Annotated in this window: 10 protein-coding genes; 8 read left to right on the top strand and 2 right to left on the bottom strand. The window is 61.8% G+C overall.

What is annotated here, in order from left to right; all coding sequences use genetic code 11:
- Position 1 precedes the first annotated feature (1 nt).
- From QTI24_RS08420 to QTI24_RS08450, 7 genes are all read left to right on the top strand, one after another.
- Positions 2-8,050, top strand: coding sequence for a two-partner secretion domain-containing protein (locus QTI24_RS08420; protein WP_286599690.1), 8,049 nt, complete (start codon positions 2-4; stop codon positions 8,048-8,050).
- A 32-nt stretch (positions 8,051-8,082) separates the two neighbouring features.
- Positions 8,083-8,376 (top strand): DUF596 domain-containing protein, encoded by a 294-nt coding sequence (locus QTI24_RS08425; protein WP_286599691.1) that lies wholly within the window; start codon positions 8,083-8,085, stop codon positions 8,374-8,376.
- Between the two features lie 158 nt (positions 8,377-8,534).
- Positions 8,535-9,758 (top strand): DUF637 domain-containing protein, encoded by a 1,224-nt coding sequence (locus tag QTI24_RS08430; protein WP_286599692.1) that lies wholly within the window; start codon positions 8,535-8,537, stop codon positions 9,756-9,758.
- On the top strand, positions 9,755-10,828 hold the full coding sequence (locus QTI24_RS08435) for a CdiA C-terminal domain-containing protein (RefSeq protein WP_286599693.1): 1,074 nt from the start codon (positions 9,755-9,757) through the stop codon (positions 10,826-10,828). The genes QTI24_RS08430 and QTI24_RS08435 overlap by 4 nt, the downstream gene beginning before the upstream one ends.
- A gap of 8 nt (positions 10,829-10,836) precedes the next feature.
- Entirely contained in the window at positions 10,837-11,148 is a 312-nt protein-coding gene (locus QTI24_RS08440; protein ID WP_286599694.1) for a CDI system immunity component, read from the top strand.
- A gap of 300 nt (positions 11,149-11,448) precedes the next feature.
- On the top strand, positions 11,449-11,805 hold the full coding sequence (locus QTI24_RS08445; protein WP_286599695.1) for a DUF596 domain-containing protein: 357 nt from the start codon (positions 11,449-11,451) through the stop codon (positions 11,803-11,805).
- 508 nt (positions 11,806-12,313) lie between these two features.
- Positions 12,314-12,763 carry a hypothetical protein gene (locus QTI24_RS08450; protein ID WP_286599696.1) on the top strand — a complete coding sequence of 150 codons (450 nt, stop codon included), beginning with the start codon at positions 12,314-12,316 and terminating at the stop codon, positions 12,761-12,763.
- A gap of 476 nt (positions 12,764-13,239) precedes the next feature.
- Here QTI24_RS08450 and QTI24_RS08455 read toward each other — a convergent pair whose 3' ends face one another.
- Both QTI24_RS08455 and QTI24_RS08460 read right to left on the bottom strand, forming a co-directional pair.
- Positions 13,240-14,400, bottom strand: a complete 1,161-nt coding sequence (locus QTI24_RS08455; protein ID WP_286599697.1) for an ABC transporter substrate-binding protein — start codon at positions 14,398-14,400, stop codon at positions 13,240-13,242.
- 171 nt (positions 14,401-14,571) lie between these two features.
- The gene (locus QTI24_RS08460; protein ID WP_286599698.1) at positions 14,572-15,726 is read right to left on the bottom strand and encodes a helix-turn-helix domain-containing protein; all 1,155 of its coding nucleotides are present in this window, start codon (positions 15,724-15,726) and stop codon (positions 14,572-14,574) included.
- Positions 15,727-15,906: 180 nt separating this feature from the next.
- Here QTI24_RS08460 and QTI24_RS08465 point away from each other — a divergent pair, with 180 nt between their 5' ends.
- Positions 15,907-16,401: a (2Fe-2S)-binding protein gene (locus QTI24_RS08465; protein WP_286599700.1), complete on the top strand. Its 495-nt coding sequence runs from the start codon at positions 15,907-15,909 to the stop codon at positions 16,399-16,401.
- The last annotated feature ends 8 nt before the right edge of the window (positions 16,402-16,409 follow it).

Below are 16,409 nucleotides of genomic sequence, written 5' to 3' on the forward strand. Positions count from 1 at the left end.
GATGAACAAGAATCTTCACCGCATCATCTTCAACGCCGTGCGCGGCATGCGCATGGTCGTGCAGGAGACCGCGCGCAGCGTGGGCAAGTCCAACACGAGCGCCGGCGGAATTGGTGTGGCGCTGTCGGCCTTGCTTGGCGTGGCCTCTGCGCAGGGGCAAATTATCGGAGCCCCCAACGTCCCCGGGAATCAGCGGCCCACGGTGCTGGTCGCGCCCAACGCCGTCCCCGTCGTCAACATACAAACTCCCAGCGCCGCGGGCGTCTCTCGAAACGTCTACAGCCGTTTCGACATTGAGCGAAACGGCGTCATTCTCAATAACAGTCGCACGAACGCTCAGACTCAGCTGGGCGGTTGGGTGCAAGGCAATCCATGGCTCGCGACCGGCCCGGCGCGCGTGATTCTCAACGAGATCAACTCGGGCAATCCGTCGCAGCTTCGCGGCTTTGCGGAAGTGGCCGGCCAGCGCGCCGAGGTTGTCATTGCCAACCCGGCGGGGATCGTCGTCGATGGAGGGGGGTTCTTGAACGCCTCTCGCGTGACGCTGACAACCGGCGTGCCGCAACTCAATGCCATGGGCGGCCTCGATAGCTTCCGCGTCGGCGGCGGCAACATCAGCATCGACGGCCAAGGTCTCGACCTCAGTCAGACTGACTATGCCGCGATCTATGCCCGTGCGATGCAGGTCAACGCGGGCATCTGGGCCAACGATCTGACGGTGGCAACGGGAGCCAACCAGATCTCCGCGGAACACGGGGAGATCATTCCCATCGCGGGGTCCGGTGGAGCCCCTGCCTTCGCTCTCGACGTGGCGGCTCTTGGTGGAATGTTCGCCAACAAGATCAGATTGATCGGAACCGAAGCCGGGCTCGGTGTGCGCAACGCCGGCAACATCGGCGCCGGTGCGGGAGGTCTCGTCGTGACGGCGGCCGGTCGCCTGGAGAATACTGGCACGCTCGAAGGGTCACGCGTCGAGCTGGCGAGCGCCGGCGATATCACCAATGCCGGAACGATCCGGCAGACCAGCATGGCCGCGCTCACGCTCGCGGCCCCGACGCTGGTCAACACCAACGGCGGCACCATCGGCCATGAGCCGATCGCCGACTCCTCTGGCGCAGGCGCGGGAAGCGGCCCCAGCGGGAGCAGTTCTGGCGCAGGGGCCGACACGGGCGGCGCTGGCGCTGGTTCGAGCGCGGGTGCATCCGGTGATCCCTCGGCGGGTGCGGTTGGTGGTGGCACGGCGGCTGCGCCAGCGGCACCGGTCGCGCCCGGCGTCATCAGCGCAGCCGGCACGATCCGCAACGACGGCGGTCGAATCTACGCGGGTGGCCCGATCGAGCTGCAAACGCCCAACGTCTCGAACGCGGGCGGCAAGCTCGAAGTGTCCAACCTCTCGGTTACCGGCCCCGCTTTCAGCAACGCTGGCGGCACGCTTCAAGTGACCAATGGCTTCCAGGCCAACGTCAGCAGCTTCGATAACAGTGCGGGCGGTAAGCTGAGTGCGGGACGCGTGGACATCGCGACCACGGGCGACCTCAACAACCAGGACGGAACGATCGAGAGCGCCGGCGACGCGACCTTTGCCGTAGCTGGTTCGGTCAACAATACGCGCGGCGCAATATCCGCTGCCGGTTCGTTCACCGCTGATGTCTCAGGCGCGATCCAGAACAGCTCGGGCTCGCTACTCGCCAACCAGGCCGTCTCGATCCGGGGACAGTCTCTGGACAACACCCTTGGAACCGTGGCTTCGGCGGCGGCCGGCACTTCACTTTCCGTTGCGACCACAGTGACGAACTCGGGCCGCATCGGAGCGGCAACCGATCTGGCGGTACGCGCCGGGTCAATGTCCAACAGCGGTTCGCTGCGCGCAGGCAACGACGCAGAGGTGGTCGCCGCCAACGCCCTGACCAACGACGGCAGTGTCACGGCCGCGCGGAATGTCACCATCACGGCCGACAGCGTGCAAGGCGGCAGCACGGGCGTCCTCGGTGCCGGTGTGCAGAGCGACAACAGCCTCGGCGCAACGGGTGATCTGCATGTCAAGACCACGGGCGCTCTGGTTGCCCAGGGCACCAACGTCGCTGCCGGCGAAGCCGTGCTGCAAGGCGCGAGCGTCGATCTCTTGGCCAGCAAGACCAACGCCGCGAACATTGCCATCACCGCGATCAACGGCAATGTGATCACCAGCGGAGCCACTGTCGCCACGGCCGGCGCGCTGAGCGTCAGCGCCCAAGCCCTAGCGGGCGCGACGCTCGTGAACGACGCCGGCAAGCTGAACGCGGGACAGTTGGATTTGCGCGCCTCGAATCTCACCAACTCGAACGGCGGCGAGATTGTCCAGACCGGAACCGGGGCGGCCCGCATCGCGGTGGCCGGCGTCATCGACAACACCGCAGGCAGCATCGCGAGCAACGGTGACGCCACCATCCAGGCCGGTAGCTTCGGCAACGACGGCGGACGCATCGCCTCGGCGGGCAGCATCTCCAGCACGACGAGCGGTGCCACCTCTAACCAAGGCGGCGCCATCGTCGCCAATGGAAACGTGGACCTCGCGGCCGACAGCCTGAACAATCAGAACGGCTCCATCAGCGCCGTGGGCGACACAACCCTCGTGGTCGCGAAGGCAAACAATGCGGCCGGCCTGATCGCCTCGGGCGGCACCTTGAGCCTCTCAGACCAGAGCGGCGGCAGCCTGAAACTCGACAACATCGGAGGCCGACTCGTCGGTGTGAGTGATGTCAACCTGGGCATCGGCGAAAGCATCGGCGCCGGTTCTGGCAAGGTGCTTTCGGACGGCGACATCCACCTTCGCGGCGCGGCCGGCTGGACCAACAGCGAAGTCATCCAGAGCGGCGGCAATATCAGCTACGACTTCGCCGGCACGTTGACCAACAAAGGCACTATGTCTGCCGGCGAGACGCTGAGCGGCAAGAGCCACGACCTCGTCAACAGCGCGGGCGCGTCGATGAGCGGCCACCGTGTGGAGATCAATGCTCAAGGCACGCTGACGAACAGCGGCGCGATCGAAGCCACCGACACCCTCATTGCCAAGGGCGTGAACATCGTCAACGGCAGCACGGGCCTGCTCAGCTCGGGCAACCATACCTACCTGCTCGCCGATGGAAGCCTGACGAACAACGGCACTATCGACGGCGAAGACACTCAGGTACGCGGCGGCAGCATCACGAACACCTCCCGGATCTACGGTACGTGGCTGTCCGTGGGCGACGGTGCCAGTGTCGTGAACGAAGCGGGCGCCGTCATCGCCGCGCGTGGCTATCTCGACGTCGGCGCGACAAGTATCGTCAATCGGGGCGAACTCCTCTCCGAAGGCGGCATGACCATCGCCGGCGAGCTTGACGACGATGGCATCGCCACCGGCAAAGCCGCCGTCCTGCGCAACGAAAGCGCACTCATCAGCGCCAACGAGAGCATGACGCTGCGTGCGGCCGACATCCAGAACATCGACACGCACCTGACTGTCGAACGCGTCACGACGGTACTGCCCGCCCGCTCCATCATCACAGTTGCCGGCATCGTCCTTCCTGAAGGCACCGAGGCCATGGTTGCCGGCCCCCCCGGCACGCCGGAGGGGCGCTACCTGCTCGTGAAGCAATCGGACGGCACCTGGGTCCGCATGGGCCCCGGCTACAGCATTCAGGTCATCGAGCTCACCGTCGAAGAAGATCAGGCCCGCAACGCCCAGGCCGCGCACATCCTCGCCGGAGGCGACATCGAAGTCGACGGCCGCCTGACCAACCGCGACAGCCAAGTGCTGGCCGGCGGCACCTTCAGTGCAAGCATGCCCGTCGTCAACGAGCCTACGCCCGGTGAGCGCCGAGAAAGCGGCACCTCCACCTATCTGGCTGTTGGCATCAACCCCAACACAAGCGGTGACGTTCCCCTCACCGTCACCCCCATCAACAACCAACCGACCACCTATGCGCTCACGTCATGGGGCGCGCCGGGAGGCGGCGGCGCGGCCGTCAACAATCAAACGCCCGGCGCCAGCGGCGGCGGCAACGCCCCCGGCGGCGGGGCCGGCGATCCGAACCTCGGCGGCGGCGGTGCGGGCGAGCCCAACTTCGGCGGTGGCGGCAGCCGTCCAATCGTCGAGGTGCCCGGCGCCGGTTCGCTCGTCGTGCGCACCGCGCCCGCGAGCGCGGCACTTCCGGGATCGAGCCTCTTCAACCTGCGGCCCCACGGCAACGGCTACCTGGTCGAGACCGACCCGCGCTACGCCAGCTACCGCCAGTGGCTCAGTAGCGACTACCTCCTGAACAATCTGGGCCTCGATCCCCGCAACATGCTCAAGCGGCTGGGTGACGGCCACTATGAACAGCGCCTGATACGTGAGCAGGTGGCCCAACTCACCGGCTCACGCTATCTGGAGGGCTTCGGCAGCGACGAAGAACAGTACACGGCACTCATGAACGCGGGCGCGACCTTCGCGCAGAAGTTCCAGCTGACGCCCGGAATCGCGCTGACGGCCGAGCAGATGGCGCAGTTGACCAGCGACATCGTGTGGCTCGTCGAGCAGACGGTGACGCTCCCTGATGGCAGCACCCAGCGCGTGCTTGTTCCTCAGGTCTACGTGCGCGTTCGCCCTGGCGACATCGACGGCAACGGCACCCTGCTGAGCGCCGACAAGGTGCGCATCAACGGTGCCGAAGGCGCTGGCGACATCGTCAATCGAGGCACCATCGCTGGACGGAGCGTGGTCGAACTCAACGCCGACAACGTCCGCAACCTCGATGGCGGCCGGATCACGGGCGGTAGCGTCAAGCTCGATGCGCGGCAGGACATCGACAACATCGGCTCCACCATCGATGCGCGCAACAGCCTGAGCCTGAACGCCGGGCGCGATGTCAATGTCGTGACCACTACGACGACTCGGCAGACTGCCCTCGCGGAGTCGTCGACCACGATCGACCGCGTGGCCGGTCTGTACGTCACCGGCCCCGGCGGCACACTCCAAGTGGATGCGGGTCGGGACATCAACCTCACGGGTGCCGTCGTCTCGAACCGCGATAGCGCCAACCCCGCGAGCGGGAGCGGCCTGACGCGCCTGAATGCGGGGCGTGACCTGAACCTGGACACGGTGACCGAACCTCGAACCCGCACCGACGTGCTGGCCGGAGGATTTCAGTACAACAGCAGCAGCCGCGAGACCGGTACCGTCATCGCGACCAACGGCACGACCATCCTCGGCGCCGGCCAGGACATCAATGCCCGTCAGGCCGACGTCGATGCCGGCAGCGGTCTGCTCGTCGCCAATGCCGGGCGAAACCTCAACATCGTGGACGGCCAGGCGAACGACAGCAGCGACTATCTGTACCAGTCCACCAAGAAGGGCACGTTCTCCAACACCACCACGACGATCACCGCGTCGCAGGAAAGCTCCACCAGCGTGGGCAGCAGCTTCCAGGGCGGGCTCGTCTCGCTGCATGCGGACAACAACGTCAATATCGTCGGCTCGCACGTCAACGGCACGCAGGGCGTGAGCATCACCGCTGGCAACGAACTCAACATCGTCGAGGGCCGCGACACCCACAGCAGCAGCGCCGGGCTCAGCCGCACCAAGAGCTTCGAATTCCTCGACCGCCACCTGAGCCAGGAAAAGAAGGTCGGCAATACGTTGGAGACGCGCACCGACGATGCAGCCGCCAGCACCATCACGAGCGGTCAAGGTGGCATCTACCTTGAAGGCGGCAACAGCGTGTACTTGCGCGGTGCGCAGGTCAATGCCGCCAAGGACCTGACCATCCAGGGCGGCGAGGTGACCATCATCGCGGCGCGCAACGAAGCGGGTCTCACGGTCGGCAACAGCTCCTCGAAGAAATCCGGCGTCAGCAGCGCATTGCACGGCCTGGACCGCAAGAACGAGAACATCCGGGATGCCGATGTCAGCTCGCTGGCGAACAGCACGCTGAGCGGCGCCAACGTCAGCATCACCGCGACCGGCGACAACGGTACCAGCGGCGCGGTCACGATCGCGGGCACGACCATCGACACGCCCGGCAAGCTCAAGCTCGAAGGCGATAGCGTCAACCTCGCGCTGCAGTCGACCGAGTCCACCACGAGCCGCACGGGTGGCAGCAGCAACCTGACCTGGCAGAGCACCAAGGACTCCGGCACCACCGACGAGACCCTGCACTACAACCAGATCAACGCCGGTTCGCTGGAGGTGAACGCCGATCGAGTGACGGTGGGCATGAACGCCAAGGACAGTGTTGATGCGCTCGCGCAGCAGCCTGGCATGGGCTGGATCGGCCAGATGAACAGCGACCCGAACCTCGCGGGCAAGGTCGACTGGCAAACGATCGAGGAAGCGCACAGGAACTGGGACTACGGCAAGAGCGGGCTGACTCCCGAAGGCGCTGCGGTCGTCACGGTGGTAGTGACCTATCTAACATGGGGCGCGGCATCGGGTATAGGCGCGGCGGCGAGCGGAGCGGTGGGTGGCGGTACGACGGGCTTGGTGGTGAGCGGAGCGGTGACTGCCGGCGTGTCCGCATTGGCCTCGCAGGCATCGGTGGCGCTCATCAACAACACGGGCGACCTCGGCAAGACCTTCGATGACCTGGGCAGCAGCTCCAGCGTGAAGAACCTGCTGACGGCCGTCGTCACGGGTGGTGTGCTCGGGGGCTTGAACCTGAATCCCACCGGGCTTCCGACGACCGGCGGCGGTGCGAGCGAGTTCATGAACCAGTTGGGCAAGAACCTGACGGCGGGTGCCGCGAAGGCGGTGATCAGTACGGCGATCAATGGCGGCAGCCTGGAGGACGCCTTGAAAGACGGGTTGCGTAATGCACTTCTGGACACAGCGGCCGCCCAAGGTGCGAACTGGATCGGCAAAAACACGGATCTCGGCTCGTTCACCAACTACGCCGCGCATGCCATCGCGGGTTGCGCTGCAGGAGCGGGACGATCGGGCGTGAGCAGTGGCGGAGGTTGTGCAGCAGGTGCAGTCGGCGCTGCGCTGGGCGAAGCCGCTGCGATCTTCTACAACCGTGACCGGTCGCCGGAAGACATCCTTCTCAACGGGATGTATCCGGACACGACTCAGTTCGCCGCCATGATCTCCAGCATCGGCGTGGCGATTGGTGGCGGAGACGCCAACGAGATCAACCTCGGCGCCAACGCAGGGGCGAATGCCGCCGCCAACAACTTCAGAAACCTGGTAGTCGTGGAAGCGATGGAGGCGTGCATCACCAGCGCCAAGTGCATGGCACTAATCGGCATCAGTGCCTTGGCGGTCGATGCTCTGCCGGGCCGGATAGCAGAACTCAGAGCGCAGAACGAAGGAATGTCGGAGCGCGCGGCCAATGCGGTGGCGCTCAGCGAGATGCTGGCCGATGCGCTCCTTGGACGGAATACCACTACGTCTGGCTCCACGGAGCCCAAGAAGCCGCTGGGCCCCACGGTGCTGCCAACGCCAGAACAGGCAAGCCAGGAATACGGCCCGCCACCGCTTGAATCGCCCCGTGCGATGCAGCGCTGGCTCGGGAATGTCTTGGAGGGAATTCCATTGGACCAAGCGCAGGCATGGGCAAAGGACTTCGTCACGACCCTGCCGGTGGCTGAACAGCAGAGCATGGGTGACTTCATCATGTTGAGTGTTCAGCAGAACACTACCAAGACTCAGCAAGCGCGTACAAATGAACTCACTCAGTTGTTTGACAAGCAAAGCCCGGGCGCAGAAAGTCTGACTCTTGATAGACCCTATCGAGCCACCCCTGAGGGCAACAAACGTGGGACAGTCAAGGTTTTCGATACGACCAATCTTTCAAACGCGCAGCTTGAAAGCGAAGTACGAACATATGTAAACGGCCTTACTGGCGGCGCCCAGTTAACTCCAAAGGGCAACCCGCCCAGTGTTTGGACGACTCAGTTGAGCGATGGAACCGTTGTCAACCTGCGTTCCGTGTCTAGCTCGCAAATCGGTTCGACCGGATTTTCCGCGCGATGGACAGTCGATATTCAGGACAACCCGTCGCTTATTGGACTCAATGAAAACTTCTCGAGAAATGAAATTAAATTCAAATGACTAGTCTAATTTCAAATGAAAGATATCTCGAAATGGTCTCTTATGCGGAAGACCAAGAGTTAGGCGCCTTCTGGTCTTATTTAAAACGAGACTCGCCTTCGTTTGGAGAGCGTCGCGAGGCTTTTTTTTGCATTCTTCGTCGTTTGCTTGTGGAGAAGAAAATTAAATTGGTTCACATGTACACGAAAATCCCAATGTCGGGTTCCTATGAGGAGCAAGTCGAACTATTTAGTGAATTGTTTCCAAAAAATGAAGAGGAAATGGACAATGGAGTTTGGTTTTTAATGCGGGAATGCCCAGGCGGGGCCGTGTGGCTACACGATTAGTCCCAACTTGCACCGATCACGCCTCACGATCGTGTTGAAATAAAGTTCAAGTGAAAAATCAACATGGTAAATTACGAGCAATATAAGTTCATTGCAGACCTTCACGAGCGGTCAAGTTGGCGTCTACCTCGAAGGCGGCAATAGCGTGTACTTGCGCGGTGCGCAACGAAGCGGGTCTCACGGTCGGCAACAGCACTTCGAAGAAATCCGGCGTCAGCAGCGCATTGCACGGCCTAGACCGCAAGAACGAGAACACCCGGGATGCCGATGTCAGCTCGCTGGCGAACAGCACGCTGAGTGGCGCCAACGTCAGCATCACCGCGACCGGCGACAACGGTACCAGCGGCGCCGTCACGATCGCGGGCACGACCATCGACACGCCCGGCAAGCTCAAGCTCGAAGGCGACAGCGTCAACCTCGCGCTGCAGTCGACCGAGTCCACCACGAGCCACACGGGTGGCAGCAGCAACCTGACCTGGCAGAGCACCAAGGACTCCGGCACCACCGACGAGACCCTGCACTACAACCAGATCAACGCCGGTTCGCTGGAGGTGAACGCCGATCGTGTGACGGTGGGCATGAACGCCAAGGACAGTGTTGACGCGCTCGCGCAGCAGCCTGGCGTGGGCTGGATCGGCCAGATGAACAGCGACCCGAAGCTCGCGGGCAAGGTCGACTGGCAGAAGATCGACGAAGCGCACCGGCAGTGGGACTACGGCAAGAGCGGGTTGACGCCGGAAGGTGCAGCCGTTGTCACGGCGGTGGTGACCTATCTGACTTGGGGCGCGGCGTCGGCAGCCGGCGCATCTGTCGCAGGCTCGGTGGGGGGCGGAGCCGTCGTCCAGGGTGCAGTCGCCGCTGGCGTCAGTGCACTCGCGAGCCAGGCATCGGTGGCGCTCATCAACAACAAGGGCGACCTGGGCAAGACCTTCGATGACCTGGGCAGCAACTCCAGCGTGAAGAACCTGCTGACGGCCATCGTCACGGGTGGCGTGCTCGGGGGATTGAACCTAAATCCGACCGGGCTTCCGACGACCGGCGGCGGTGCGAGCGAGTTCATGAACCAGTTGGGCAAGAACCTGACTGCGGGCGCCACGAAGGCGGTGATCAGTACGGCGATCAATGGCGGCAGCCTGGAAGATGCCTTGGAGGAAGGCTTGATGACTGCCTTCCTCGACACCGCTGCGGCACAAGGGGCGACCTGGATCGGGGGAACCTGGACGGATTCGTCAACAAGGTGGCGCATGCGATCGCGGGCTGCGCCATTGGCGCCGCGAGGACGGATGGCAGTTGTGCGGCGGGAGCCTTGGGAGCCGTCATCGGGGAACTGTCGGCCGAACTCTACGGGCGAGAGATCGACACGGTCCAGTTCGCGGCCATGATGAGCAGCATTGCAGCGGCGGTTGCCGGAGGCGATGCGAACCAGATCAACCTTGCGGGGCAGGCTGGCGCGAATGCCGCTGCGAATAACTATCTAAGCCACGATCAGTGGACTAAGCTGGCCGATGACCTCGCGGCCTGCCAGCGAGATGGATGCTCTCCGGCCCAGGAGCGTGCGCTCCGGGCCCGATACCTGGAGATCAGCAACACGCAGGACAAGGCGCTGTTAACGGCGTGCCAAGCCGGTTCGCCGCAGTGCAAGACCTTGCTGACCGCTGCGCTTGAAGGCGCGGCGACTCAACAGAACCTCATCGTCTCTGGAAAGCTGCCGGACTACCACTGGGGTGGGTCGGACTTCAGTGGCACCGCCAAGTTGCTGGCGTCGCCTCAGTTCAAAGGCGCGACCAGCGAGCAGGCCGTCCAGATGGCTGTGAAGTTGGCCGGGATCGTTCTTGACTTCACGCCGGGAGTGGGAGACCTGAAGGCTTTGCTGGAGGCCGACACACCCTTTGACTATGCATTGGCTGCGCTGGGTTTGGTGCCGGGTCTGGGCGATGGGGCAGCAAAGATCCTCAAAGAAGCCAAGGCCGCCGCTGAGACGGGCGATGCTGTTAAGGCGATCAGCAAACTTGAAGAGGCGGAGCTAGTTGCGAAGAATGCAGGATACGTTTCGGGCGGCCAACTATCAGGTAGTAGAACGGTAATTCCCCCTCGAGCGGATGCTGCAACTGCTCGATCGTTGCAAAGAGAGAACGAGAGTGCAGAAGCGCCAGCCAATTCAGGATTCCATGTCGAGCAGAATCCCAGAGTCGAGGGGCCGAAGAACCCAGACTACAAAATAAATGGAGCAATTTACGACAACTATGCACCTGAAACGAGCAATGTGCGGAATATCTGGACCACCATACAACAGAAAGTCAGTTCAGGCCAGGCTGGCAATATTGTTCTGAACCTATCAGACAGCGCTGCAGATCTTTCTCGATTAAAAGAGCAGTTTGCGAAATTTCCAATCAATGGATTGGAGGGAATATTGATTGTCGATCGACTTGGCTCGGTCATGAAACTTTTCTAAGGAAACTTATGGCCATCGATATTTTTTGCTACGCAGCGAAGGAAGTTGAAGTTGTTAACCGTTTGATGACTGAGTTGCAAGGCAAAGAGGTCTCGTATTTTTCTTCTGACTTTATTGTGTCGCCAATTAAAGAAGCCGCAGAAGTTCATCGTGAAATCGCAGATGAACAAGGCTTGAAGAATGCAAAGTGTCTATTTTTAATTCGATTGAACAACAAAGAAAGAGCGAGTGAAATTATAGAGGTGGCCAAACTGGTGCGAGATTGCTTGGGCCCATCCGAGGTGTTGTTGTTGATTGAAAATGAAAATGAGATTCGCTGACTTCGTGCCAGATCCTATCGCGAGTATTAGAGAAGTTCCAGTTTTTTCGGTGCAACAAATAAAAAAGTAGCGGTGACATTTAGGCGGTTGGCGAGATCAACGCAATGCCTGCGCCATTGGTCGTCGCTTTTACACAAGATAAAACGATCTACGAAAATAGGCGACGGCCAATACGCAGGATCAACAATTTCCGTGCACAAATTATCCAGCTCTCTACGGAGAAAAAGAAGCACGATGGCCCATCGATAGAAAGGGAAATCCGGCAGACCTTCGAGGAAACCTGGCAAAAATAGAATTCAAATGATCGACGAAAAATATATTGAAGAATTGCTTGAATTTAACGATGGCAGCTCTCTTGTCGCGCTTTGGTTGTGGGCAAGAAAATATCCTAAATTCAATGGAGACTTGGGCAAGGCAAAAGAAGGGCTCTTCTTTTTGGCGGAAAATCTGATGCACAAAGGAATTTTGCGGCTCGCGAACAATGAAAACTTTTTGAGTGGTTCGATAGATGATCAACTCAACATGTTTAGAGCGGCGTGGCCAAAGGAATATGATGAAAAAACAGAAGAAAAGGACATTGATAACCTCTGGTGGTATCTTTTTGCCCCCGCTGGTGCAGTTTGGATTTACTCTGACGGTAGTGAAGTGTGGACATAGTTCCATCGCCTTTGTGATAAAGCGGTAGACACGCTATCCTTGACCGCAATGGCTGCCGACAATGCGCGGTTGGCAAGTGTGGGGTTGCGAAGGATGACAATGGACACCTGGAAAAGCAAGGGCATCCAGGAACCTCAATATCGTGGACGGCGCGACAGCAGCGACTTTCTGTGCCAGTCCACCAGGCTCACGGAACGTATGAGAGATTGAATTTATGTTGATAAACAAAAATCCGGGTTGGACAACCAAAGGGAAAACTATACGCCACCTCATTGAGGAGCTCCAGTCATTTGAGAATCAGGAACTGGAGGTCCGAATGTCATTTGATAGTGGTCAAATCCATATGCCGATCAGCATGGTGGTGAAAAGGGACGGCCACTGTTTGCTACTCAACTGTGAAGACAGTTAATTGCAGCGTGGCCTTCGTTGCATTTGTCCGCATATCCTTTGAATTCAGCACTCCGAGCGGTGAATCACAGAGCCTTAGGGATGCGACCTGGAGTCTTTAATGCCGACCTCACGAAGCCTGTTAGAGATTAAGGCAATTCCCACACGGAAAACCCCAGTCTGGGTCTATCAAGGAAAATCGATCAAGCAACTCATTGAAGAACTCGACACATTTGAGAATCAAAATCGAGAGGTTTTTATATCCACCGATTATGGCGAAAGTCGAAAGCCCGCCGGCTTGGTGAGAAAAAAAGGCGGCTACTATTTGCTATCCAGTCGTGAGGGAGATATGGAAACGAAGCAAGGAAATTCCGAATGGTCAACACATGCAACGTCGATTCGGCAGTTGATCAATGAACTTCAGTCTTTAGAGGGCCAAGATCTTGAGGTGCGCATATGTGTCGATGGCGATGACCATGGCAAGCCCATCAGTTTGGTTGGGAAAAAATACACTTACTGCATGCTAACGAGTTGCTCGGATTTCTATGATCAAAAACTCAATAGCGGCTGATCTTGAAAGGAGAACGCACGTCTGACTGCGGCGCGTGACCCAAATTGCACCGAACAGGATTTCCGTCGCATCGATCAGCAGGTCGCCGCTGCGGAGCGGGCCGCCAACCTTGCGGAGATGGCGAAACGTGGCGTGATCACGGCAGATCAGGCGCAGCAGTTGGCGCAGACGCTTCTTGAACTGGCGCGACCTACGACTTAGGCGAGTCGGCGCTTCAACTGATCACTGGTAAGAGCAGCCTCACCGGCCAGGAGGCCAACTGCATCTGGCAGCTGTCGGATTGGCGCCGATTGCCGGGGGCGTTTGGTCATTGAGAGATTGGAAACGTCATGACTACCGTCTTGTTGGGGCGACTGGCGAGGACATCGAACGAAACGCCGGGTCGGGGCGGCGAAATTCATGACCGACCATGCTTTTCTGAAGCCCCTGGCAGGGTTCGGCGAAGCGACCCGAAGTGCGCGAAGCCTGGGGCGAGCCTAGCTGATCAGCCTTCCATTGGCACTCATCACCGCCACATCCACGAACTGGTTGCCCTCGCGGTTCCTCGGCCCGAAATTGATCTTCACGCCGCCCAGATCGAAGCCCTCGATCCGTTCGAGCCCAGCCAGCACGGCTGCGCGCGTCGGCGACGGCCCCGCGCGGCGCAGGCCCTCGGCGAGCACGTACGCATCCATATAGCCTTCCAGGCTCGGCAGCGAAAAATCCTTGGCGCCGCTCGCCAGCATGTCGGCCTGGTAGCGACGCACGATCTCGAACTTGGTCGCGAAAGGCGAGGGCACGACGATCGCGAAGCCCAGCCCATGTGCCAGGTCGCCCATCGCACCCAGCGAACCCGCCGTGATCGACAGACCGTAGGCGCTGCTCTTGCCGCCCGCGGCGCGGAATGCGCGCACGAAGGCGGGCGCGGTGCCGGCCAGTCCGATGATGACGATCTGCGGCTTCGCCTCGGCGATCTGCTTGGCCGCGGGCTCGACTTCCATGCTGGTGGTGCTCGGCGTGCTGGCGATCACCGCCGGCTCGAGCTTGGCCTTCGCCAGCGAAGCCTTGAACCCGGCGAGCAAGGACTGCCCGAGCGGGTCGTTCGAATAGACGATGCCGATGCGCGACTGGCCGAGCACGGCTGCGGTCGCGATGAGCTTGTCGATTTCCTGGTCGTAGTTGGCGCGCACCCAGAAGGTGTTGGGCGCGGCCTTCTTGCGCAGCGACACCGTGCCGGTGTTGGGGCCGACCACCGCCATGCCGGGAACCGCGTCGCTCACTTCCGCCGTCTGGCGCGTGCCCAGCGGATGGATCATGGCGAGCACCGAGTTGTCGGCATGGAAGGCGAGCGCATTCGACTTGGCGACGTCGGGCTTGAACTGGTCGTCGGCCAGCACGAGCTCAACTTTGGTGCCATTGATGCCGCCCGCACGGTTGAGTGCATTGAAATACGCGGACGACCCGAGGAACAGGCCCGTGCCGTTGGCTTTCTCGACGCTGCTGTTGTCGAAGGTGGCGCCGATGCGGATGGATCGGGCCTGCGCAAACACCGGCAGTCCCATGCTGGCCGCCGCGGCGACGCCGGTCATGCGTGTCAGGACTTGGCGTCTCGTCGGCTTGGGCGACAAGGTGAAGGTACGGGCCTCTGATGCGCTCATGGTCAAACGTCCAGTCATGCCGCCAATCCGGCGTGCAGGTAGTTATAGACAAACGATAACAATAGCAACTAAATGTAAATGAGTCGTGCGCAGAAGGAAAGTGCCGTGTGGCGAACGGCACGAACGAAAGCGTGAGATTTCCGGCACCCACCCGCGGGGCCAGGGGGCGGCTCAGGAATCCGAGCGCCGGCTCTGTGACAGCTTGCGATAGACGGTCGCGCGGCTGATGCCCAGTGCGCGTGCCGCCTCCGCCACGTTGCCGCGCGCGTCGTCTACCGCCTTGCGGATCAACGCGGTCTGAACGTCGCGCAGGCGCGGCCGGTTCGTGCCCGCTGCGTGTGCCGATGCCGGCACGGGCTGGTCGACGAGCTGCGGCCGGGCATGCACGCGCAGCCCCGACCAGAGCGGCACTTCGAGCACCTCATCTCCGCGCCGCGCCGCGTCGAACAGCATCTGCGGCGGCAACGCGAAGAGGTCGTTGCAGTTGAGCGCAGGTCGTGCGCCGAGCGGCTGATGGAGCATGTGGCGCGCCGCTGCATTGGCACCCGTCACATTGCCGTCCGCATCGATGCAGAGGAGCCCCTCGGTGTCCGCGCCGGTCGCGCAGCCCGGCCAGCCGATCTGCAGCAGCAGCTCGCAGTCGTGGGTGCGCAGCAGCGCGTTCTCGATGCTGCGCGCCGAGAGCGCGGCCAGATGCCGCAACTCGGGCCGCTCGACCACCTGCACGCCGGTCAGGTCCAGCATGCCGATGCATTCGCCCTGCGGTCCGAAGAGCGGCGCGCCCGCGCAGCTGTAGATGCTGGTGTCGTCGAAGAAGTGCTCTCCGCGGTGCAGCCACACCGACTCATGCTCGGCCAGCGCAGCGCCGATGGCCGTGGTGCCGACCGCGCGCTCCGACAGGTCGACGCCGATTCGAGCGAGGTCGCGCGCATGCCGGGCCGCCGCGTCGCTGCCGCCGGGCAGGGCTCCGACGTCCACCACGATGCCGTCGGCGTCGGTCAGGATCGCGAAGTAGCGCGTGTCGGCGATCGCTCGTGACAACCGGTCGAGCACCGGGCGGGCCGCCGCGACCAGCGCCCGGTTGCGCTCGGCGACAAGCCGTGCGGACGGCGCCGAGACCGGATCGAAACTCACCCGCTGCCGGGGGTCATGGCCTACCGCCAGGCACCGCTGCCAGGAACGCACGAGCCAAGGCTCCACCCGAGAACCGGGCACGCCGGGCACGCCGGGCACGTTGGACGAGGGTTCGCCTTCGATCCATTCGCGCCGTGCCTGGGCGATGGAGAGGGAACGCTCGGGCAGGGGCGAAGCGGATGGGACGGTCATCGTGTGGTTCGGGCCTGAAGCGGCGCCTTGTCTCGGCTCGCCGAACGGCAAGCTGTTTCATTTTGAGAATTTCAAGTGCAACGCGCAAGCGGCTAGGGTTTTGCCTAGGCTAACGGTCAGGTCGCACGGCCAAGATTCAATTGGCCGAAATCAGCCATCACCTACAACGGAGACAGCCACATGCAGGTTCCTTTCACGGTCAACGGCCGCGAGGTCACGGTCGACGCGCCCCCCAACACCTTCCTCGTGCACGCGATCCGCGAGCATCTGCACCTTACCGGCACGCACGTCGGCTGCGACACCGCGCAGTGCGGCGCCTGCACCGTCCACGTCAACGGACGAGCGATCAAGTCGTGCAACGTACTGGTCGCGCAGGTGGCCGGCGCCAACATCACCACGATCGAAGGCATCGCCCAGCCCGACGGCACGATGCACCCGATGCAGGCTGCGTTCAAGGAGTGCCACGGCCTGCAATGCGGCTTCTGCACACCCGGCATGGTGATGAGCGCCATCGACCTGTGCACGCACCATCCCAAGTCGAGCGAAACCGAAATCCGCGAACTGCTCGACGGCAACCTGTGCCGCTGCACCGGCTACCAGAACATCGTGAAGGCCGTGCAGATGGGTGGCGAGGCGATGGCCGCCGCGCCCGCCAAAGCAACGGCCTCGGCCTGAGGAGCACG

Origin of the sequence: Variovorax sp. J22P240 (assembly GCF_030316855.1) — a bacterium.
Lineage (GTDB): Bacteria > Pseudomonadota > Gammaproteobacteria > Burkholderiales > Burkholderiaceae_C > Variovorax.

What these genes read in the sequence shown, in the direction of transcription:
- QTI24_RS08460 (WP_286599698.1), bottom strand. Translation starts at nt 15,726, where the DNA reads ATGACCGTCCCATCCGCTTCGCCCCTGCCCGAGCGTTCCCTCTCCATC.
- QTI24_RS08420 (WP_286599690.1), top strand. Translation starts at nt 2, where the DNA reads ATGAACAAGAATCTTCACCGCATCATCTTCAACGCCGTGCGCGGCATG.
- QTI24_RS08445 (WP_286599695.1), top strand. Translation starts at nt 11,449, where the DNA reads ATGATCGACGAAAAATATATTGAAGAATTGCTTGAATTTAACGATGGC.
- QTI24_RS08465 (WP_286599700.1), top strand. Translation starts at nt 15,907, where the DNA reads ATGCAGGTTCCTTTCACGGTCAACGGCCGCGAGGTCACGGTCGACGCG.
- QTI24_RS08425 (WP_286599691.1), top strand. Translation starts at nt 8,083, where the DNA reads ATGGTCTCTTATGCGGAAGACCAAGAGTTAGGCGCCTTCTGGTCTTAT.
- QTI24_RS08455 (WP_286599697.1), bottom strand. Translation starts at nt 14,400, where the DNA reads ATGAGCGCATCAGAGGCCCGTACCTTCACCTTGTCGCCCAAGCCGACG.
- QTI24_RS08450 (WP_286599696.1), top strand. Translation starts at nt 12,314, where the DNA reads ATGCCGACCTCACGAAGCCTGTTAGAGATTAAGGCAATTCCCACACGG.
- QTI24_RS08440 (WP_286599694.1), top strand. Translation starts at nt 10,837, where the DNA reads ATGGCCATCGATATTTTTTGCTACGCAGCGAAGGAAGTTGAAGTTGTT.
- QTI24_RS08435 (WP_286599693.1), top strand. Translation starts at nt 9,755, where the DNA reads ATGATGAGCAGCATTGCAGCGGCGGTTGCCGGAGGCGATGCGAACCAG.